This window comes from Methylobacterium sp. Leaf85, from assembly GCF_001422125.1.
GTDB classification, from domain to species: domain Bacteria; phylum Pseudomonadota; class Alphaproteobacteria; order Rhizobiales; family Beijerinckiaceae; genus Methylobacterium; species Methylobacterium bullatum.
Map to the genome: position 1 here is coordinate 181,090 of NZ_LMME01000035.1, position 20,547 is coordinate 201,636.

At 64.8% G+C, this 20,547-nt stretch carries 14 protein-coding genes; 6 read left to right on the forward strand and 8 right to left on the reverse strand.

All coding sequences use genetic code 11. From position 1 onward, the window contains the following. Nucleotides 1–122: 122 nt before the first annotated feature. Complete coding sequence (dnaJ, locus tag ASF08_RS23520; RefSeq protein WP_018042133.1) at nt 123–1,286, reverse strand: molecular chaperone DnaJ; 1,164 nt, start codon at nt 1,284–1,286, stop codon at nt 123–125. A 114-nt stretch (nt 1,287–1,400) separates the two neighbouring features. Beyond that, complete coding sequence (dnaK, locus tag ASF08_RS23525) at nt 1,401–3,320, reverse strand: molecular chaperone DnaK (RefSeq protein WP_056150146.1); 1,920 nt, start codon at nt 3,318–3,320, stop codon at nt 1,401–1,403. A gap of 509 nt (nt 3,321–3,829) precedes the next feature. Here dnaK and ASF08_RS23530 point away from each other — a divergent pair. Continuing rightward, nucleotides 3,830–4,816 carry a hypothetical protein gene (locus tag ASF08_RS23530; RefSeq protein WP_056150197.1) on the forward strand — a complete coding sequence of 329 codons (987 nt, stop codon included), beginning with the start codon at nt 3,830–3,832 and terminating at the stop codon, nt 4,814–4,816. 18 nt (nt 4,817–4,834) lie between these two features. Here the strand turns inward: ASF08_RS23530 and ASF08_RS23535 are convergent, their stop codons facing one another. Further along, on the reverse strand, nt 4,835–5,431 hold the full coding sequence (locus ASF08_RS23535) for a YqgE/AlgH family protein (protein ID WP_018042130.1): 597 nt from the start codon (nt 5,429–5,431) through the stop codon (nt 4,835–4,837). 285 nt (nt 5,432–5,716) lie between these two features. Between ASF08_RS23535 and ASF08_RS23540 the strand changes: the two genes are divergently transcribed. Beyond that, entirely contained in the window at nt 5,717–6,199 is a 483-nt protein-coding gene (locus ASF08_RS23540; RefSeq protein WP_056150149.1) for a peroxiredoxin, read from the forward strand. A gap of 4 nt (nt 6,200–6,203) precedes the next feature. On the opposite strand, the gene ASF08_RS23545 is transcribed toward ASF08_RS23540, so the two are convergent. Both ASF08_RS23545 and ligA read right to left on the reverse strand, forming a co-directional pair. After that, nucleotides 6,204–7,055: a 3'-5' exonuclease gene (locus ASF08_RS23545; protein WP_056150152.1), complete on the reverse strand. Its 852-nt coding sequence runs from the start codon at nt 7,053–7,055 to the stop codon at nt 6,204–6,206. After that, the gene (gene ligA, locus ASF08_RS23550) at nt 7,052–9,475 is read right to left on the reverse strand and encodes an NAD-dependent DNA ligase LigA (protein ID WP_056150156.1); all 2,424 of its coding nucleotides are present in this window, start codon (nt 9,473–9,475) and stop codon (nt 7,052–7,054) included. Before ligA ends, ASF08_RS23545 begins: the two co-directional genes overlap by 4 nt. A gap of 226 nt (nt 9,476–9,701) precedes the next feature. Between ligA and ASF08_RS23555 the strand changes: the two genes are divergently transcribed. The 3 genes from ASF08_RS23555 to ASF08_RS23565 all read left to right on the forward strand — a co-directional run bounded on the left by ASF08_RS23555 (nt 9,702) and on the right by ASF08_RS23565 (nt 12,112). Continuing rightward, nucleotides 9,702–10,595 carry a sulfite oxidase heme-binding subunit YedZ gene (locus ASF08_RS23555; protein ID WP_056150160.1) on the forward strand — a complete coding sequence of 298 codons (894 nt, stop codon included), beginning with the start codon at nt 9,702–9,704 and terminating at the stop codon, nt 10,593–10,595. An 84-nt stretch (nt 10,596–10,679) separates the two neighbouring features. Continuing rightward, nucleotides 10,680–11,000 (forward strand): hypothetical protein, encoded by a 321-nt coding sequence (locus ASF08_RS23560; protein ID WP_056150163.1) that lies wholly within the window; start codon nt 10,680–10,682, stop codon nt 10,998–11,000. Nucleotides 11,001–11,098: 98 nt separating this feature from the next. Continuing rightward, nucleotides 11,099–12,112: an adenosine kinase gene (locus ASF08_RS23565; protein WP_056150166.1), complete on the forward strand. Its 1,014-nt coding sequence runs from the start codon at nt 11,099–11,101 to the stop codon at nt 12,110–12,112. A 111-nt stretch (nt 12,113–12,223) separates the two neighbouring features. Here the strand turns inward: ASF08_RS23565 and ASF08_RS23570 are convergent, their stop codons facing one another. Next, entirely contained in the window at nt 12,224–15,082 is a 2,859-nt protein-coding gene (locus tag ASF08_RS23570; protein ID WP_056150200.1) for a bifunctional [glutamine synthetase] adenylyltransferase/[glutamine synthetase]-adenylyl-L-tyrosine phosphorylase, read from the reverse strand. 521 nt (nt 15,083–15,603) lie between these two features. Between ASF08_RS23570 and ASF08_RS23575 the strand changes: the two genes are divergently transcribed. Next, a complete protein-coding gene (locus ASF08_RS23575; RefSeq protein ID WP_056150169.1) occupies nt 15,604–17,850 on the forward strand; it encodes a calcium-binding protein in 2,247 nt (748 codons plus the stop codon). 296 nt (nt 17,851–18,146) lie between these two features. Here ASF08_RS23575 and ASF08_RS23580 read toward each other — a convergent pair whose 3' ends face one another. Then, a complete protein-coding gene (locus ASF08_RS23580; protein ID WP_056150171.1) occupies nt 18,147–19,535 on the reverse strand; it encodes a sensor histidine kinase in 1,389 nt (462 codons plus the stop codon). Next, a complete protein-coding gene (locus ASF08_RS23585; RefSeq protein ID WP_056150173.1) occupies nt 19,532–20,242 on the reverse strand; it encodes a response regulator transcription factor in 711 nt (236 codons plus the stop codon). Before ASF08_RS23585 ends, ASF08_RS23580 begins: the two co-directional genes overlap by 4 nt. Between the last annotated feature and the right edge of the window lie 305 nt (nt 20,243–20,547).

Here is a 20,547-nt window from a genome sequence, read left to right on the forward strand (position 1 = left end):
CAAGGTCGAAGCTCAGCATAGGGCGGGAGCAACGCGTCGTGCTACTGGCGACGATGCAGCGCCGCCACAGCCACAACGGGAGCCAGGCCGTTTCGATCCGCCGCCTGTGAGATCGCGGAGCGTCACGACCGCGCAACGCCGCTCAACCCATCGAAGAAATCGCGGACCTTGGAGAAAAACCCCGCACTTTCAGGGTGGTTCTCGTCTGATGCCGTGCTGGTGAACTCCTGAAGCAGTTCACGCTGACGCTTCGACAGGTTCTGAGGCGTCTCGACGAACACCTGAATATAAAGATCGCCGACATCGCGGGACCGAAGAACCGGCATGCCCTTGCCCTTGATCCGGAACTGCTTGGCTGTCTGCGTGCCTGCCGGGATGCGGACTTCGGTCTGCGATCCGTCGATTACGGGCACGGTGATCTCCCCAGACAGGGCAGCGGTGACCATCGAGATCGGGACGCGGCAAAACAAGTCGGCACCATCCCGCTGAAAGAACGTGTGCGGCTTGATCGAGAGAAAGACGTAGAGGTCGCCGGCAGGGCCACCGCGCAGGCCGGTCTCGCCCTCGCCGGCCAGACGGATCCGCAGGCCGTCATCGACGCCGGCCGGTACGTTGATGGAAAGCGTGCGCTCCCGAGTGACACGGCCTGCGCCGGAACAATTGCCGCACGGGTTGTCGATGATCTCACCGCGTCCGTGACAGGCCGGGCACGTACGCTCGATGGCGAAAAACCCTTGCGCCGCGCGCACGCGACCGTAGCCGCCGCAAGTCTGACACGGCTTGGGCTTGGAGCCGGCTTTCGCACCGCTGCCGGAGCAGACCTCACAGGTGACGGCGGTGGCCATCGTGATCGTCTCGGTCTTACCGGCGAACGCATCCTCGAGGGAGATCTCGAGATTGTAGCGCAAATCCGCACCACGTTCGCGTGTCGAGCCACCACGACCACCGCGCGCACCGCCAGCGCCGCCCGCACCACGGCCGTCGCCGAAGAAATTGTCGAAAATGTCCGACATGAAGTCGCCGAACTCGTTCCCGAATCCTGGGCCGCCGGCTCCGCCCTGCTGGAATGCGGCATGGCCGAAACGGTCATAGGCCGCACGCTTCTGCCCGTCGGTGAGCGTCTGGTAGGCTTCGTTGACTTCCTTGAACTTGAGTTCGGCCTCGGCGTTCCCGGGGTTACGATCCGGGTGGTAGGCCATGGCGAGCTTGCGGAAGGCGACCTTCATCTCACCGTCTGTCGCAGTCTTGGAGACGCCCAGAACCTCGTAATAGTCCCGCTTCGACATACCCGCCCTCAACGTCCCCCGGCGCGCCCGCCTCTACGGAGGGCCACACCGTCATCCCACCAGACATGACGAGGGACCGGATCGCTCCGGTCCCCTCCTTCTCTAAGACGAGCGTTATGCCCGCTTCTTCTGGTCCTTGTCATCGACTTCCTGGAAGTCGGCATCGATGACGTCGTCCTTCTTCGCCTCGTGGCCCTCGCTACCCTCAGCCCCGCCTTCGGGCGTCTGGCTGCTCGCAGCGTACATAGCCTCGCCCAGCTTCATCGACGACTGCATCAAATCCGTAGTGCGTGACTTGATGACCTCGACGTCGTCACCCTCCAGAGCCGTACGAAGAGCGGTCATGGCGGTCTCGATCGCAGCCTTGTCATCGGCCGAGACCTTGTCGCCATACTCCTTCACCGACTTCTCGGTGGCGTGGATCAGGCTTTCGCCCTGGTTCTTCACCTCGACCAACTCACGACGCTTCTTGTCCGCCTCGGCATTGGCCTCGGCATCCTTCACCATCCTATCGATGTCGGCATCCGACAGGCCGCCCGAAGCCTGAATGCGGATCTGGTGCTCCTTGTTCGTCGCCTTGTCCTTGGCCGTCACGTTGACGATGCCGTTGGCGTCGATGTCGAAGGTTACCTCGATCTGCGGCATGCCGCGCGGGGCGGGCGGGATGCCCATCAGATCGAACTGGCCGAGCATCTTGTTGTCAGCCGCCATCTCACGCTCACCCTGGAAGACGCGGATGGTGACAGCGTTCTGGTTGTCTTCGGCCGTCGAGAAGGTCTGCGACTTCTTCGTCGGGATCGTGGTGTTGCGGTCGATCAAACGGGTGAAGACGCCGCCCAGCGTTTCGATGCCGAGCGACAACGGGGTCACGTCGAGAAGCAGCACGTCCTTGACGTCGCCCTGGAGCACACCGGCCTGAACCGCAGCGCCGATAGCCACGACCTCATCCGGATTGACGCCCTTGTGGGGCTCCTTGCCGAAGAAGGATTTCACGACTTCCTGGATCTTCGGCATGCGGATCATGCCGCCGACCAGAACCACCTCGTCGATCTCGGAGGCCGAAACGCCGGCATCCTTGAGCGCCTTGCGGCAGGGCTCGATTGTGCGCTGGACGAGGTCGTCCACGAGGCTCTCGAACTTGGCGCGAGAGAGCTTCAGCGCCAAATGCTTCGGCCCCGTCGCATCGGCCGTGATGTAGGGCAGGTTGATCTCGGTCTGCGTCGCCGAGGACAGCTCGATCTTCGCCTTCTCGGCTGCCTCCTTGAGGCGCTGGAGGGCGAGCTTATCCTTCGTCAGGTCGATGCCCTGTTCCTTCTTGAACTCGGAGGTCAGGTACTCGACGACGCGATTGTCGAAGTCCTCGCCACCAAGGAAGGTGTCGCCATTGGTGGACTTCACCTCGAACACACCGTCACCGATTTCCAGGATCGACACGTCGAAGGTGCCGCCGCCCAGATCGTAGACCGCGATCGTACCGGTCTTCTTCTTGTCGAGGCCGTAGGCTAGAGCAGCCGCCGTCGGCTCGTTGATGATGCGCAGCACTTCGAGGCCGGCGATCTTACCAGCGTCCTTGGTGGCCTGACGCTGGGCGTCATTGAAGTAGGCGGGAACCGTGATGACGGCCTGCGTCACCGGCTGGCCGAGATGCGCCTCGGCGGTCTCCTTCATTTTCTGAAGCGTGAAGGCCGAAATCTGCGAGGGGGAATACTTCTTGCCGTCGGCCTCGACCCAGGCATCGCCGTTGTCGCCGCGGACGATCTTGTAGGGCACGAGACCCTTGTCCTTTTGCGTCATCGGATCGTCGTAGGTGCGGCCCACGAGACGCTTGATGGCGAAGAACGTGTGTTCGGGATTGGTGACCGCCTGGCGCTTGGCCGGCTGGCCGACGAGACGCTCGCCGTCGTCGAGGAAAGCGACGATGGACGGCGTGGTGCGCGCGCCTTCCGCGTTTTCGATGACTTTGGGCTGCGTGCCTTCCATGACGGCCACGCAGGAATTAGTGGTGCCCAGATCGATGCCGATTACTTTACCCATGGCGGGATCCCTCTCATGTCATTTGGTCAAGCAGACCGCCGAGCCCCGAAGCGGCCCGGCCCATGGCGGTGAAGAACGAAAGATTGTGAGAGCGGAATTCGAACCAGCCGAAGCGCCTGAAACGCGCTCATCCAGGTCTTAATCCCGCGTCCCGCCGGATATAAGAAGGGTGATGCGGAGCCGCAAGGCGAAGCACCGCGAACGGCCACGCCGATCCTATCTCCCTCGCCGACCAAGACTTTTGCGTCTGGAATGGCCGGCAGCCGGCGCCTTGGATCTCAAAAATGTTGCAGGGACGCCACGTCAGCGCCATCGATCACATGCTAGGTTCGAGCATGGAAGACCAGCTTTCGGACCGTCAACGCGGATCGAAGGCAGGCTCGCCTTACGAAGCCTCAGCCCCAGATATGATACCCGCTTTCGAAGAAGCTGATGCGAGAACGAGAGCCCGCTGCACGTTCACTGTTCACCGGTCCGGTGCTGCGAGTTCCAGAGGCATGAAAGACCTGATGCGTCCGTCCCGAGGCCTACGCCTGCTCCCCGCCCTTCTCGTCCTGCCCCTCGTCGCCCTCCCGGCGCACGAAGCAGACGCGCAGAATTTTTTCGAGGAGCTGTTCGGCATCGGCAAGGCGGCCAAGCCTCCGGTGCCACCTCGCGGTGTGCCTCCGACCGGATCGCCTCAGCCTGGGACGCTGCTGCCGCCGGGCGCTTCGGGAGAACCTGCGCCGGAGACTCCGAAGGCTGCTCCGGCTCCCCTGCGACCCGTCGTTCTCAAGACGCCGACCGATGACAACATTCTCGGCCAGGAACTCATGCTGAACGGCCTGACCGGCAGCCTCAAGATCGACAGAGCCGGCGGCGCGGCAACGGCACGGATCACGCTGCCCGGCACCAAGGTTTCGCAGCCGAACGAGACCTGCAAGGTTCCGCTCTCGGGCGGATCGCCGATCTCCCTTTCCTCAGAGGGTCGTCCTCAGGGCGTGGCGCGCTACGAGATCGCGGGCGGTGAATGCCCGCTCCGGTTCGAGATCCTGGAAGGCAGCGTGCTGGTTACGCCGCTGGGCAGCAACCGGGTCTGCAGTTTCACGGCCGCCGATTGTGCCACCACGCCGGTCGGCCTGTGGGGGCCTGCTGCCGCGACGCTGATTCCCCGCTCCGCGGAATTCGATTCCGGACGAGGCGTCGCCGACAAGGCGGTTCGGGACAATTACAAGGTCATGACCCAGCGCGCCCGCGGGCAGGACGTCCGCACCATCGTCACCGAACAGGCGGCTTTCTCCTCAGACCGGGAGCAGACCTGCCGGACCTATGCCCGCGAGGGCGCCCATGGTTTCTGCAACGTGCGTTTCACCGAGGCCCGCGCCCTTTCCCTTGCCGCGCGTCTCGGTGCCAGCACGGCAACACCGACCGCGAGCACGACGCTTCGGCCGCGCAAGCCGAAGCCGGCGGTCGAAGGGATGAACCCGGACAGCGACGGCTCGCCAATCGGGGAATGACCCCCTCAAGCCGGTCCGTCAGGCCCGGCCTGCGCTGAAGGATAACATCGCTGGATCGATGCCATTGCTTCGCAAGGTACGCTCGTACTTGGTGTCGAGCGCAGAATTGAAGATCATGGCCGGATCGGCCGGACAGTTGAGCCAGCCATTTGCGAGGATCTCGTTCTCGAGCTGCCCGGCTTGCCATCCGGCATAGCCGAGGGCGAGCACCGCGCTCGCGGGTCCGGCACCGTTTGCGATGGCACGCAGGATTTCCACCGTGGCGGTGAGGCAGATCCCGTCGTCGATGATGAGTGTCGATTGGTCTATGTGAAAATCGTCGGTGTGGAGCACGAAACCGCGCTTGGCATCCACCGGACCGCCCATAAGCACGGGAATATGGCCGACCCTCTCGCGCAAGCGGATCGCATCGTCCTCGCTGGCGATATCGAGCTGAATCAGGAGATCCGGCATGTTCAGATCGTTGGCCGGCTTGTTGAGGATGATTCCCATCGCGCCGTCCGCCGAATGAGCACAGAGATAGATCACCGATCTTGCGAAGCGCTCGTCCGTGAGGCCGGGCATCGCCACCAGGAACTGGCCGTCGAGATAGGCGGAATCCGGATCTTGTCGCATTGCATCATGCTACCTGGGTGGGCTGGCTTGTCCAGCGCGGACTCGCTGAGGCTGAGGGTGGCCACCTCTCCATTCTGCTTTGATCGGGTCGCGACCCGCAGAAGGAATGTGGACGGCGCCCGCTTCTACGAGGCCCTCCTCGACACACCCATGGGCTCGGGGTAGACCCTTCACGCCCACCGGGGGCCATCATGGCGCCGTTGGTCCATGGGGCCACGCGCGGTAACGAGAACCGGTCCTCAAGACCGGGCATGGGCTCCAGGCGATCTGAGGAGACGACGACGGATGACGATCCAGGTTGGCGACCACCTTCCCCAGGTGACCTTTCGCGTGAGCGGCGCCGGGGGCCCCGAGGCGAAGACCACCGACGACATCTTCAAGGGGCGCCGCATCGTCCTGATCGGCGTGCCCGGCGCATTCACGCCGAGCTGCCACCGCAATCATCTGCCCGGCTTCGTCGAGAAGCAGGAAGAGATCAAGGCACGCGGCGTCGATGCCGTCGCCGTCACTTCGGTCAACGACGTGTTCGTACTCGAAGCCTGGCAGAAAGCCAGCAACGCCGACGGAATCGAGTTCCTCGCCGACGGCAATGCCGAGTTCGCCAAGGCCATTGGCCTCGACATGGACGGTGCGGGGTTCGGGCTCGGCCCGCGCTCGAAGCGCTATTCCATGCTGGTGGATGATGGCGTGGTGCGCGTCCTGAACGTCGAGGAATCCCCGGCCAAGACCGAGATTTCCGGCGTCGACGCCCTGCTCAAGGTCATCTGAACGGTCACATGTCGCAGGGCCGCGGCATTGCAGTCTCGTCGAACAGCCGGCTGAGAGCGACCACGTCCGCGTGGTTGCCAGATACGAGATCGGTGATGTCGCCAACGAGTAGCGCTTTGGTATGGCGGCAGGCGACGCCGTAGCGTCCAGCCATGCAAGTGCAGCGCAGACGCGGGCCGCTTGGGCGGTCCTCCAGTGTCACCGCGTAGAGTGCGCCACGACTTCCCCGCACGGAAAACCGCATCGCCGCGATCTGCGGGCCGGGCGCGCCGAACGATCGCGTTTCCCGCTCGACATAGCCGGCCGGCAGTTGCGTGATCGGGAGATGGATCGCCCTCGCTAAGGCGGTGATATCGGGCGCGCCATGCTCCCTTGCCGCCGCCAGGGCGATCTCCGCGCAGGCATAGGCGTCCTCGCCCGCATCGTGGTGCTCGAAGCGGATACCGAGCCGGGCGGCCACCTTGCCGAGGCCGCAACCTTCCGATGCGGGAAACACTCTTCGCGCGATCTGAAGGGTGCAGAGCGAAGCGAAGGCCGGAACTGCCATGCCATAGGTGTGGAGCGAGGCGCGTAGCACGCCCAAGTCGAACCCGGCGTTATGGGCGAGGACCAGCCCAGACGAGAGGTCGGGTAGGAACTCCGCCATCACGTCCGGGAATTCCGGTTTCTGCCGGACATCCGCTGGCAGAATACCGTGGACCCGGATGTTGCCCGGAGAAAACCGCATCTCGCGCGGGCGGATCAGGCGTGATTCACGTCGCACCACCGCGCCACCCTCGATCCAGGCGAGGCCAACCGCGCAGGCGCTGTCGCGCCTTTCATTGGCCGTCTCGAAGTCGATGGCGAGCGTGATCACGCCGTCTCCACCATGGCGAGCCAATCTTCTTCGCTCACGACCTTGACCCCATGCTTCTCGGCGTCCTTCAGCTTGGAGCCCGCCCCCGGCCCAGCGACGACGAGGTCGGTCTTGGCCGAGACGGAGCCCGAAACCTTGGCACCGAGACGCTCGGCCGTCGCCTTGGCCTCGCTTCGGGTCATGCGCTCCAGGGAGCCGGTGAAGACCACGGTCTTGCCGGCGAAGGCCGTTGCGGTTGCCGCCGCCGCCATCGGCTCGGTCTTCACCTCTTGGATCAGGGCATGGACCGCATCGGCATTGTGCGGTTCGGCAAAGAACGCGATGAGGGAATCCGTGGCGACGGGACCGATCTCGCCATCGTCGGCGAAGAGACGATAGGCATCGCCGGGACGCTGCTCGCGGGCGCGGCTCACAGCCGCTTCCACGGCGGCCTCGTCGCCGTAATGGGCGATCAGGTTCGCACGCTGCGCCGTAGTCGGACGCCGACCCGTCGCGACCTCGCCGCCTTCCACCTCGCCCGAGAAGCCGAATTCGAGCAACCGGTCCCGCGTCGTCGGGCCGACCCTCGGTACCGCCGAGAGTTCGAGCCAGTCCGGTCCGGCCTGAGCGGCGGCAGCGGCGGCAAGGGCCTGCATCAGGCTCGGCATATCCGGAAAGCGTTTGGCCAAGGCCTTGGCGGTGGACTCACCAATGTGGCGAATCCCGAGGGCGAACAGGAACCGGTTGAGGGCCAAGCTGCGGCGCTCGTCGATGGAGGCCAGCAGGTTCTTGATCGCCTTGTCCTCGTCGTCACCCTTCTTCTTCGCCTTCTTCGGCGGTGGCTCGCCCTCGGCGCGGCGTTCGGCCGAGAGCGCTTCGCGACGGGCGACGATGGCCTCCTTCAACGGCGCGAATTCCAGGCGGAACAGGTCGGCGGGCTGCTTGATGAGCCCGGCCTCGAACAGCACCTCGATATAGGTCTGGCCGAAGCCTTCGAGATCGAAGGCGTTGCGCGAGACGAAATGCTTCAGGCGCTCGAGTCCCTGCGCCGGGCAGATGAGTCCACCAGTGCAGCGGCGTACCGCGTCGCGCTGTCCGGTGCGCGGATTGACCTCGCGGACGGCGCGGCTGCCACAAGCGGGACAGGTCTCCGGAAAGACATAGGGCGTCGCATCCGGCGGTCGCCGCGCAAGATCGACATCCATCACCTTCGGGATCACGTCGCCGGCGCGCTGGACGACGACCGTATCGCCGACGCGGATGTCTCGCCCGTCGCGGATCGGCTCACCGTCGCCGCCGACGCCCTGAACGTACCCTTCGTTATGGAGGGTCGCATTCGAGACAACGACGCCGCCCACCGTTACGGGCTTTAACCGCGCGAGCGGATTCAACGACCCGGTCCGGCCGACATTGATCTCGATGGCCTCCAGGATCGTGAAGGCCTTCTGCGCCGCGAACTTATGCGCCAGCGCCCAACGCGGGCTGCGCGAGACGAAGCCGAGCCGGCGCTGCAACGCGAGATCGTCGACCTTGTAGACGATGCCGTCGATGTCGTAGCCGAGACCGGCGCGATCCTCCTCGATGGCGCGGTAATGCGCCAGCATCGCATCCGCGTCGGCACAAAGCACCGTGCGGTCGTTCACCGCGAATCCCCATGAGGCGAAAGCGGCGATCATCCCATGCTGCGTCGTCTCCGGCATCTCCGACATCTCGCCCCAGGCGTAGGCGAAGAATTTCAACGGTCGCGAGGCGGTGATCCGGGAATCGAGTTGGCGAAGTGACCCGGCCGCCGCATTGCGCGGATTGGCGAAAAGCGACTTTCCCGCCGCTTCCTGGCGAGCGTTGATGGCGGCGAAATCCGCGTGCGAGAGATACACCTCGCCGCGCACCTCGCAGATCTCCGGCCAGCCCATCCCCTCCAGCGTCTCGGGAATGCCCGAGACGGTTCGCGCATTGGCGGTCACATCCTCTCCAACCTCGCCGTCGCCGCGCGTAGCCGCCGAGACAAGCCTGCCTTCGACGTAGCGCAGAGAAAGGGACAAGCCGTCGATCTTCGGCTCGGCGGTGAAGGCGAGCGGCTCATCGGGCAGGTTGAGGAAGCGACGGACGCGGCCTACGAAATCGTGGACCTCCTCGTCCGCAAAGGCATTGCCCAGCGACAACATCGGCACCGCGTGCCGGACCTTGGCGAATTTTTCCGAGGCCTTTGCGCCGACGGAGGCGCTTGCCTGTCCGGTACCGGCGAGATCGGGGAAGCGGGCCTCGATCGTCTCGAGGCGACGCCGGAGGGCGTCGTATTCCGCATCCGTGATCTCGGGCGCATCCTCTCCATGATAGAGCCGGTCGGCCTCCGCGATCTGCTCCGACAGGGCAGCGTGCTCGGCGCGAGCCTCCTCGGCACTCATGGCATCGATCGGGTCGGGCAAGGCGGAAGCTGGCATGAACGCGTTTCACGGCTTTGGGTGGGGCGCCGTGGGCTTTACCACATCCGGGCGGGGCGACGGGAGGCCCCGGAGATGCGCCGCGACGGTACGGCGGATAGGTAACCTTCGGCGGTAGTCATACGAATGGAAAAGGCGGTCTCGCGCGAACGTGTGGCCGGGCCACCCCATTTCGTCCTCTCGCTCGCCTACCTGAGGGCGAAGACTTACTCGCTGACGGACCCTGATGCCTGCCAAACCCGCTTTCTCCGCTCCCTGGCATGACCGCGCCGGCCGCGTTTCGGGCCTGAAACTCGCGACATTCCTGTTCGCGCTGGCGCCGGGGATCTGGCTCGCCGCCGCCTATGGGTTCGACGCCCTTGGGCCGAAGCCGATCACGGCCCTCATCCACAGCACAGGAGAGTGGGCGGTGCGCTTCCTGCTGCTGTCGCTGGCGGTGACGCCGCTGCGGCGGATCGCGAACTATGCCAAGCTCATCCTGGTCCGGCGCATGCTCGGCCTCACCGTCCTCGCCTACGGGCTGGTCCATCTCAGCCTCTACATCGTCGACCAGAATTTCATCCTGTCGAAGGTCGTGAGCGAGATCGTCTCGCGGTTCTACCTCACCATCGGCTTCGTGGCTCTGCTGGGCCTTGCCGTCTTGGGGATCACCTCCACGGACGGGATGATCCGCCGTCTCGGTAAGGCTTGGCCGCGCTTGCATAAATCCGTCTACGTCATCGCGGTGCTCGGCCTGTTCCACTATTTCCTTCAGGCCAAGATCGACGTGTCGGCGCCGGTCTACTGGACGGGCCTGTTTCTTCTGCTCATGGGGTGGCGGGAAATGCAGCGCTTCCGCCTGCCGATGAACGCGATCACCCTGCTCGGCCTCGCCATCGCGGCCTCCCTCGTCACCGCCCTGGTGGAGGCGGCGTGGTATGGGTTCAAGAGCGGCGTGCCTGCCAGCGCGGTGCTCGGAGCCAACCTCGAATTCTACGATGGCCTGCGCCCGGCCTGGTGGGTGCTCATCAGCGGCATCGCTCTGCCGCTGCTCAACCTCATGCGGCCCGCCATGAGTGGGGGCGGCAAGGGCAGGCCTGTCTCCCACCAGTCCGGGCGGCAAGCGGTCCAGGCGCGCTGAGTGCTTGCGACAGGCGAATCCCTCGCGCACAAGCTCAGCACCGTCTCGGTGAGTGGGCGTTTCGAACGCAAGGGAATTCCAGCGATGCGTGTCAGGCTTCTTGGAGCGGCTCTCGTCCTGACAGCCCTTCTGCCGTCCTTCGCCATGGCGGAATGCGTGAAGGCCATGCCGCCGGACCCGGCGACACGCCCGACGAAGCCGACCGCGCCCGCGAAGCCCGCCTGCCTCGACGCCAAAGGCGGATGCCCCGGCTGGGAGGCCTACACGTTCAACGACACGGTGAAGGCCTACAACCTGCAAATCGCGGCCTATCGTCCCCTGGCCGAGGCCTATGTGAAGGCGCTGAACGCCTATGTGAAAGCGAGCAGCGACTACGCGCAGTGCGAGGTGAAGGCGCTGCAATAGGGGGCGTCTTCGCGGACCCGTGACGCCCTCCCTCGCTTGACCCTCTCCGGGTGCGATGCCACAGCCTGCGGCATCGCCAGCGCCAGACAGGATGTCCGATGTCCGCTCCCCTCGACCTTCTCGTCCTCGGCAACGCCATCGTCGACCTGATCGCGCGGACGGATGAGAAATTTCTCGAACAGCAGGGCGTCCCCAAGGGCGCCATGCAGCTCATCGACGAGGACCGGGCGGAGAGCCTGTTCTCGGTGATGGGACCGGCCACCATCGTTTCCGGCGGCTCTGGCGCGAACACCGCGGTGGGCGCGGCTCTCCTCGGCGCGAAGACCGGCTTCATCGGCAAGGTCCGCGACGACGAGCTCGGCGGCCTTTTCGCCCATGATCTCAAGGCGACGGGCGTCTCCTTCGCGGTGCCGGCCGCGTCGGAAGGACCGGCCACGGCGCGCTGCTTCATCCTGGTGACGCCGGACGGCGAGCGCACCATGAACACCTATCTCGGTGCCTGCCAGGGCCTGTCGCCGGCCGATGTGGACGAGGCCACCGTGGCGAGTGCCCGCACCGTCTATCTCGAAGGTTATCTCTGGGACCCGCCGGCGGCCAAGGAGGCGTTCCGCAAGGCCGCCAAGATCGCCCACAATGCCGGCAACGCCGTCGCACTGACTTTGTCCGATGCGTTCTGCGTCGGCCGCTATCGCGAGGAGTTCCTGGGCCTCATCCGTGACGGAAGCATCGACATCCTGTTCGCCAATATTGGCGAGTTGAAGAGCCTCTACGAGACGGACGACGAAGAAGCGGCCCTCAAAGCTTTGCGTGACGAGCGCAACCAGCGCGGCATGCATCTCCTCGGTCTCGTCACCCGCTCCGCCGAGGGCGCGATGGTGGTGAAGGGCGGCGAGATCCGCTCCATCGAGGCCTCACCGGTGCATGAGGTGGTGGATACGACCGGCGCCGGGGACCTGTTCGCGGCAGGTTTCCTCGCCGGCCACGCCCGCGGCCTCGACAACGTGTCGAGCGCCCGGCTCGGAGCGCTGGCGGCGGCAGAGGTGATCCAGCATATCGGCGCCCGGCCGCAGCACGACCTCGTGGCCCTGGCCAAGGCGCGCGGACTCCTCTGAAACCACCGCCATCGGACCCCCCTTTCGACCGCCATCGGACGCGATTTCCCACGAAGCAGCGAATGGGTCCGATTCCGGTGCAAAAGACCCGCGAAAGCGGGCCTGCGAGGCTCAGCCGAGCAGCCGCTCGAACAGCGATCTGACCTCGGCGCGGCGTTCATCGAGTTCCGCCGCCAGGGTCGCGGCATCGGGCAGGCCCATGGCGATGGCGAGCCGCGTCAGCGCCACCGAGGCGCCCGCCTTCGAGTCCGCCTCGCCCATGAGACGCTGCCAATGGAGCGCATCGTCGAAGAGGCGATAGGCCTCGCCGAGCCGTCGCGCCTCGTTCACCGGCAGAAGGCCCCGATTACCAGTCTCGGCGAAGACGGAGGATGCATCGAGGCCGATGAGACCGGGATGGCGCTCGGCATGGGCCAGGGTGAGGGCCTGGGCCATGAAGTCGAGATCGAGCAATCCGCCGGGCGCCAGCTTGAGATCGAGCGGCCCGGAGAATCCTTTCTCGCTGGCCACGACCCGGCGCATGTCGCGCACCGCGCGATAGACCTCCGCCGCCTCGCGCTTCAGCCCGACGATGGTCCGGATCTGCCCCATCACCTCGTCGCCGAGACTCCGATCCCCGGCGACGACCCGGGCGCGGGTGAGCGCCATGTGCTCCCATAGATCGGCCTCCCCCTGCTGATAGGGGAGGAAACTCCGGACCTGCACCGCCACGGGCCCCTGCCCGCCGCCCGGACGCAGGCGAAGGTCGACCTCGTAGAGACCGCCGCGCCGGGTCAGCGCGGTCAGCGCCGCGACGAGGCGTTGCGTCAGCCGGTTGTAGGCCATCACCGCGTCGATCGACTTCGGCCCGAGGCTGGTCCGGTTTTCCGCATCGAAATCGTAGAGCACGACGAGGTCGATATCGGATTCCGCCGTCATCTGGTTGGCGCCGAGCCGCCCGAGGCCGAGGACGACACAGCGCCCGCCGGGCACATCCCCATGTTCGGCGAAGAACTGGCCCGACACCGCCTCGAGGCTCGCCTCCACCACGGCGTCGGCGATGCCGGCATAGGCCCGCCCCGCCGCCTGCGGCGACAGGATGCCCGTGAGCAGCCGCGCCCCGGTGACGAAGCGCAACTGCCGCGCCGCGTCCCGGCTGCGGTCGAGGAAATCCTCGTAGGCCGCCGGTTTGCCGACCAGCCCGCGATACTGCGCCGCGATGTCCTCGGCATCCACCTTCGGCACGACGAAGGCCGGGTCGATGACCGTGTCGAGGACATGGGGGCTGAAGGCGACGGTCTCGGCCAGGCGCGGCGCGCTTCCCAGCAGGTCGGCGAAGAGCAGGCGCAAACGGTCGTTCGAACGCAGGATGGTGAGGAGTTCCACCGCCGCCGGCATGCGCGCGAAGGCGCGGTCGAGGGTATCCAGGGCCACATCGGGGTTCGGCGTGCCGCCGAGCGCTTGCATCAAGGCCGGGACGAGTTCGGTGAGGACCTCGCGGGCACGCGCCGTGCGGACGGCGGGGCGACGACCGAAATGCCAACCGCGCACGGTCTCGGCCACGCGCTCGGGATCGGAAAAGCCCAGGGTTCGGAGAGTGGCGAGGGTCGCGGGATCGTCGTCCGTCCCGCTGAAGACGAGATTCCCCACCGATGAGGACAGGTCCGGTTCCGCCTCGAACAGCAGCGCGTAATGCGCCTGCACCCGCCGGGCGTGGTGCATGAGTTCCGCCTCGAACGCCTCCGCATCGGCGAAACCGGCAAAGCGCGCGAACGCCTCGACCCCGGCGGCATCCATCGGCAGACGCTGAGTCTGCTCGTCGTTCACCATCTGCAGGCGATGCTCGACGGTACGCAGGAAATCGTAGGCTTGGCCCAGTTCGTCGCGCGCGGTGCCGTCGATCCAGCCTTCCTCGGTGAGCGCCGCCAGCATCTCGATGGTGCGGCGGCCGCGCAGGTCCGGCCGTCTCCCGCCGAAGACGAGTTGCTGGGTCTGGACGAAGAACTCGATCTCGCGGATGCCGCCGCGCCCGAGCTTGATGTCGTGTCCGGCGACCGCGATCGTATCGTGCCCGCGCACGGCATGGATCTGGCGCTTCATGGCATGGACATCGGCGATGGAGGCGAAGTCGAAATACTTGCGCCAGACGAAGGGCCGCAGGCCGGCCAGGAAGTGTTCGCCCGCATCGATGTCACCGGCGATCGCGCGCGCCTTGATATAGGCGGCACGCTCCCAGTTCTGGCCGAGATTCTCGTAGTAGAGATAGGCGGAGTTTAGCGAGATGGCCGTCGGCGTCGATCCGGGATCGGGGCGCAGGCGATAATCGACGCGGTGAACGTAGCCATCGGCGGTACGCTCCTGCAGCAGCTTGGCGATTCCCTGCGCGAGTTTGGAGAAGAACGGCGTCGGAGCCAGTCCTTCCTTCAACCGCGCGATATCGGGATCGAAGAACACGACGAGGTCGATATCGCTGGAATAGTTGAGCTCGCCGGCCCCGAGCTTGCCGAGGCCAAGGATGACGAGGCCGGATTTGAGCTGCGGGCTCGCGACGTCATGGGGGTGAAACCGCCCGGCCTCGGCTGCCTGCAACAAGAGAGCTTCGGCTGCCGCATGAACGGAGGCATCGGCGAAATCGGAGAGCGCCTCGGTCACCGTCGCCAGGGGCCAGAGCCCGCCGATATCGGCCAGGGCCACGAGAAGAGCATGGTCACCGCGGTTGCGTCGAAGCTCGGCGGCGACGGCATCGAGATCGCGGACCTCTCCGCTCTCACCGCGAGCGGCGGATCGCTGCCGGGCGATGAGGTCGGCCACCACGCGTTCGGGCGGCCTCTCCAGCATCGCGGCAACGCGCCCGGGGTCCCGCACCACACGCTGCCAGAGAAAGGGAGAATGGTCGGCGAGGCCGAGAAGCAAAGCTCGTCCCGCCTCGTCGAGATGGCCGAACGAGGCATCGACCTCTCTGAGCCGTGCCGCCGCACGCTCGGCATCCATCAGCACGGGCGCCCTCGTCAGGCGCTGGGTCAACGGCGCTTCCTCGGTCACGTGCTGTCCTTTCCCGGCTCAGCGGGTTCAGCAAAAGCGGGCACTGGTTCTACGTCAGAAAACGCGCGAGACTTCACAAGCCCAAGCTCGTGGTGGAAATCTGACGGATGGCAACCGCCTTGAGCGTCCGTGCCGTCCTGGGAAGCGGACGTTCGTGGGTTGGGCGTTATGTAACATCGCGGTTCGCACAATCGCATTTATGGTTCGGGAAGGCCGGGAATAGTCTTCCCGCCTCCGACAAGAAATAAGTAGTCAGTTTAATCCCTAACTCGCTGCAAATTTATGTAGTAATTTAGTGACAGTCCAATTAGCAACAGTCTATATTACGACACTAACTAAGGTTACTATAAATATTTATTCAATATTATTATCGCGAACTGAAACCTCTATGGCTAACCATGCGTATCAGCGTCGCCGCAAACCTGTGAGCCGCACGTGCATCTCAGGCTGCGAGTAAGGGAGACGACGCAATGGCTACGATCAATGGCGATAACGGCGATAATTTCCTGACCGGCACCGAAGACGAAGACACCATCAATGGCCTCGGCGGCAACGATACGATCGACTCTGTCGATCGTCCCGCCAATATTTTCGCCGGATCCATCGATCCTGTGCGTGATATCGTTCGCGCCGGTTCTGGCGACGACAACGTCACTGGCGGAAAGCTCGATCGGTTGGTCGGCGGCCAGGGTAATGATTTCCTGTCGGTCAATTTCAATTTCAATGGACCGGTTGTCGGCTCGGCAACCCCAATTACGTTGACGCTCGACGAGAACGGTACGGGCAGGGCGTCCGACGGCACCGTCATTTATGGTTTTGAGTCGGTGAACTTCAACCTGTCCGACACGGGCGATAACGTCGTCGATACCGGCAATGTCCGGGCGCAGCTGACGGGTGGAAACGGAAACGACACGCTCACCACGGGCTCGGCAGACGATGTCGTCTATGGCGGCGGCGGTAACAACGTCATCTCGACGGGCGGCGGCAACGATACGATCGGCGGCGGTTCCGGAATCGACACCGTCTTCGGCGGCGACGGCGACGACACGTTCGGCGTCAACGTCTCCACCGATGGCAGTGACCAGGTGAATCTCGGCGACGGCAACGACACCGTCCGGTTCGATCGCGCCGATGGTGGTGCCGGCAACGTGCGCCTGACCTTCACCTCGGCCGAGGTGGGCAACGGCAATACCAACGATGCCGGCAGCCTGACCAACCAGGATGGCGGGCTTGCAGTTCGCGTACAGGCAGAAGATGCCGACGGTAATCTGACCGGTCCCATCTCTCGCTACGACGATGAGGGCATCACCTTCGTGGCCGGAACGCAGGGCATCACCTTCGACGTTCGCGACCTCGTCTCGGGCACTCAGCGTGGCAATACGTTCGAGGGCGTGGTGCTCGGGACCAACGGTGACGATGCGCTGACGTTCTTCCCGCCCTTCCGCGCCGGGCAGGATTTCTACTACAATGCGGGCCAGGGCGACGACACGATCACCGCCGGAACCGGTAACGACTTCCTCGTCGGCGGTGCCGGCAACGACACCATGATCGGTGGCCTCGGCAACGACAGCTACGTCGTCGATTCCCTCGGCGATACGGTGGTCGAAGGCGCCGACGCAGGCACCGACACCGTTCTGTCCTCCATCAGCTACACCCTGTCCGACACCGTCGAAAACCTCACCCTCACGGGTACCGGCGCCATCGACGGAACCGGCAACGCCCTCGACAACAGCATCACCGGCAATATCGCCGATAACCGGCTGGACGGCGGAGCCGGAAACGATCGTCTCACCGGTGGCGGCGGAAGCGATGTCCTTCAAGGAGGCATCGGCGACGATGTCATGCAGGGTGGTGCGGGCGACGACGTCTACGCCGTGGATGGAGCAGGAGATCAGGTTATCGAGTTGGCAGGCGAGGGCAACGATACCGTTCGCTCGTCCGTGAGCTACACTTTGTCGGACAACGTCGAGAACCTCGTCCTCAGGGAAGACGGCGATCTGAACGGTGCCGGCAATGACCTCGACAATCGCATCACCGGCAACGACGGCGACAATCGTCTGAGCGGCGGCGCAGGAGACGATTCACTCGTGGGTCGCGACGGCGACGACACGTTGCTGGGTGGCACGGGAGCCGACGCTATGATCGGCGGCACTGGGAGCGACACCTACGTCATCGACAACGCTGGCGATCGTATCATCGAACAACCGGGCGAAGGCTTCGACACCATTCGATCCACCGTCAGCCACACGATGGAAGCCAACACCGAAAAGCTCGTGCTCTCCGGTACCGATGATCTGACTGCCAACGGCAATGAGATCCGGAACCAGATCTACGGCAATGACGGCGACAACACGATCTACGGCGACGACGGCCGTGATCTCCTTTTCGGCCGTGATGGTGCCGACACCTTCGTGTTCAAGGCCGTCACCGACAGTGACGTCGCGGTGTCCGGACGCGACATCATCAAGGACTTCGACTTCGCCGAGGGCGATCGCATCGACCTCAGTGGGATCGATGCGAACCTCGGACAGGCCGGAGACCAGGGCTTCCAGTTCATCGGAACGGACGGCTTCTCGGGTCAGGCAGGCGAACTGCGGACGAAGTTCGGTGGTGGCAACACCCTTCTCCAGGGTGACACGAACGGAGATGGAGCGGCTGACTTCGCCGTTCTCCTCCAGGGCCAGCAGACCTTGGATAACGGGTCGTTCGTCGTCTGACGTCCAATCACATATTGAGAGGGGCTGCCTGACGGCAGCCCTTTTTTATGTCCGCAAATTAAGCGAAAGCCTGACAGGTTGGCTTGGTGTCGTGCGGTTAGCCTGCCCAAGACCGCTCGCACCTGAAAACTGTGTGCGGTTCTCAAAGGTCAAGAATACGTCTGTGACGGGACGTTCCTCCTGCGCATTGTGCGAGGGACCGTCGAGAACCAGCTTCGTATCTCTCACAACGCCTCCGCTGCGCCGTCGTGCCGTGAGCGAGAGACGACGGTGACCGGGAGTTTCGTAAGGCACTTTCAGGCAGGCAGGGTCATGACGACGCGGAGTCCCGGTCGGTTGTCTTCCAGCGCGAGCGCGCCCTGATGAAGGCGCACCACCGCATTGATGAGACTGAGCCCGAGCCCGAATCCCGGCAGGGACCGCGCCTCCTCCAGGCGGACGAACCGGCCGAGCACGCGCCCGCGCGCGTCTTCCGGAATGCCCGGACCATTGTCGGAGACGATGACCGCAATGCCCGATCCGCGCTCTTCGGCGGTGACACGCACCGTTCCGCCGGCGCCGCCATATTTCACCGCATTGTCGATGAGGTTGGCGAGGGCCTGGCCCACGAGTTCACGATTGCCACGGATCATGAGCCCTTCGGGCGCCTCGATGGCCAGTTCCATCCCCCGCTCGGAGGCCAGCGCCTCATAGAGTTCGCCCACCTCCTGCGCCACGAGGCCGAGGTCGAACCGGGCCATGATCTCCTGCGCGTTTCCGGCCTCCAGCCGCGCGATCATCAGCAGGGCATTGAAGACCCGGATCAGGCCGTCGCTCTCCTCGATGACGCCCTCCATGGCGGCACGCAATTGCTCGGGCGTATCGGCGCCGTGAAGCGCCTCATCCGCGCGGTTGCGCAGCCGGGTCAGCGGCGTCTTGAGATCATGGGCGATATTGTCGGAGACTTCGCGCAGGCCGCGCATCAACTCACCGATACGCTCGAGCATCTCATTGAGATTGCTCGCCAATCGATCGAGTTCGTCGCCGTTTCCGGCGACCGCCAGCCGCCCATCGAGGTCGCCGGCCATGATCCGGCGCGTCGTCTCCGTCATGGCGTCGACCCGCCGGAGGACGCGGCTGGCCACGAACCATCCCCCGACGACGCCGAGGATCACGACCAGGGCCACGGAAGAACCGAAGGTCGTCGCGATGATGGAGCGCAGCCGGTCACGCTCCTCCACGTCGCGTCCGACGACGAGGCGGAAGCCTCCGGGAAGAACGAAGACCTGCAGAATGGCGTGGCGGTCGAGCACGTCGGACTGACCGCTGCGGGCATAGGCGGCCTCGGTCTGGCCCGGCTGGGCCAGGGTTCCATCCGCGAGCGCCCCGACATTGCCGACCACCCGCTCTCCCGCCGCCGTCGTGACCAGATAGAGGGAGGCTCCCGGTTCGCCGGCCCGGCGTTCGACGACGGAGATCAGTCGGCGCAAGCCTCCGGCCTTGTACTGCTCCGACAGGCCGTTGATCTCGGCCTCGATGGTCGACACCATCTGGTCGTCGAGGACTCGGCTCGCATTCCAGGCGACATAGCCCAAAGCCAGGAAGGCGAAAGTCGCGAAGACCACCAGATAGGCGAAGGACAGCTTGAAGGCGGTCGTCCGGAACAGGTTCCGGATGCGCGCGGGCAGAGCATCGGCCTCGCTCACGGCGCGTCGGACGCGCGGGAGGTTTCGTCCGGTCGCAGGATATAGCCGGCACCGCGGATCGTATGGATCAGGGCGGTGTCGAAATCCTTGTCGAGCTTGGCCCGCAGGCGCGAGACATGGACATCGATGACGTTGGTCTGCGGGTCGAAATGGTAGTCCCAGACATGTTCGAGCAGCATCGTGCGGGTCACGACCTGCCCGGCATGGCGCATGAGATATTCGAGCAGCCGGAACTCGCGGGGTTGGAGCAGGATCTCATGCCCGCCGCGGGTGACGCGGTGTGACAGCCGGTCGAGATGCAGGTCCCCCACATGATAGGACGTCGCCTCGGCGGTGCCGGGCGAGGATGCGCGGCGGCGGGCCAACACCTCGGCGCGGGCGAGGAGCTCGGAGAAGGCATAGGGTTTTGGCAGATAGTCGTCGCCACCGGCCCGCAGGCCTTTCACCCGGTCGTCGACCTGCCCGAGCGCCGAGAGGATCAGGATCGGCGTCGTGACCTCCTGCTCGCGCAGGGAGCGAATGAGCGACAATCCGTCAAGCTTCGGCAACATGCGATCAACGATGAGGACATCGTAATCGCCTTCCCGCGCCAGGGCATAGCCATCCAGTCCGTCGACCGCATGGTCCGGCACGTGTCCGGCTTCCTTGAAAGCCTTGACGAGATAGGAGACCGCCTCGCGGTCGTCCTCAATGATGAGAAGGCGCATGGGGCCGGACGATACGTGGTCGGGAATGCGCGGGAAAGCCGCTTGAGCTTGGATCGGCACGAAGCCCCCTCCCCTCTTCTGAGACAGGATGGGAGTGTGCCGGGCCTCGACTTACCGCCCTTTGGCCGGATCATGACCATCCGGTAAGAAAAGCGACACCGAAACGCAAAACACCCGCCTCGGAGGAGGCGGGTGTTTTGGTGTCATCGTTGAGGGGGGATGTTTTCTGTCCTGTGCAGGTCTGGCGGCGACCGACTCTCCCGTGTCTTGAGACACAGTACCATGGGCGCTGGTGTGTTTAACGG

What these genes read in the sequence shown, in the direction of transcription:
- dnaJ (WP_018042133.1), bottom strand. Translation starts at nt 1,286, where the DNA reads ATGTCGAAGCGGGACTATTACGAGGTTCTGGGCGTCTCCAAGACTGCG.
- dnaK (WP_056150146.1), bottom strand. Translation starts at nt 3,320, where the DNA reads ATGGGTAAAGTAATCGGCATCGATCTGGGCACCACTAATTCCTGCGTG.
- ASF08_RS23530 (WP_056150197.1), top strand. Translation starts at nt 3,830, where the DNA reads ATGCGTCCGTCCCGAGGCCTACGCCTGCTCCCCGCCCTTCTCGTCCTG.
- ASF08_RS23535 (WP_018042130.1), bottom strand. Translation starts at nt 5,431, where the DNA reads ATGCGACAAGATCCGGATTCCGCCTATCTCGACGGCCAGTTCCTGGTG.
- ASF08_RS23540 (WP_056150149.1), top strand. Translation starts at nt 5,717, where the DNA reads ATGACGATCCAGGTTGGCGACCACCTTCCCCAGGTGACCTTTCGCGTG.
- ligA (WP_056150156.1), bottom strand. Translation starts at nt 9,475, where the DNA reads ATGCCAGCTTCCGCCTTGCCCGACCCGATCGATGCCATGAGTGCCGAG.
- ASF08_RS23555 (WP_056150160.1), top strand. Translation starts at nt 9,702, where the DNA reads ATGCCTGCCAAACCCGCTTTCTCCGCTCCCTGGCATGACCGCGCCGGC.
- ASF08_RS23560 (WP_056150163.1), top strand. Translation starts at nt 10,680, where the DNA reads ATGCGTGTCAGGCTTCTTGGAGCGGCTCTCGTCCTGACAGCCCTTCTG.
- ASF08_RS23565 (WP_056150166.1), top strand. Translation starts at nt 11,099, where the DNA reads ATGTCCGCTCCCCTCGACCTTCTCGTCCTCGGCAACGCCATCGTCGAC.
- ASF08_RS23570 (WP_056150200.1), bottom strand. Translation starts at nt 15,082, where the DNA reads ATGGATGCCGAGCGTGCGGCGGCACGGCTCAGAGAGGTCGATGCCTCG.
- ASF08_RS23575 (WP_056150169.1), top strand. Translation starts at nt 15,604, where the DNA reads ATGGCTACGATCAATGGCGATAACGGCGATAATTTCCTGACCGGCACC.
- ASF08_RS23585 (WP_056150173.1), bottom strand. Translation starts at nt 20,242, where the DNA reads ATGCGCCTTCTCATCATTGAGGACGACCGCGAGGCGGTCTCCTATCTC.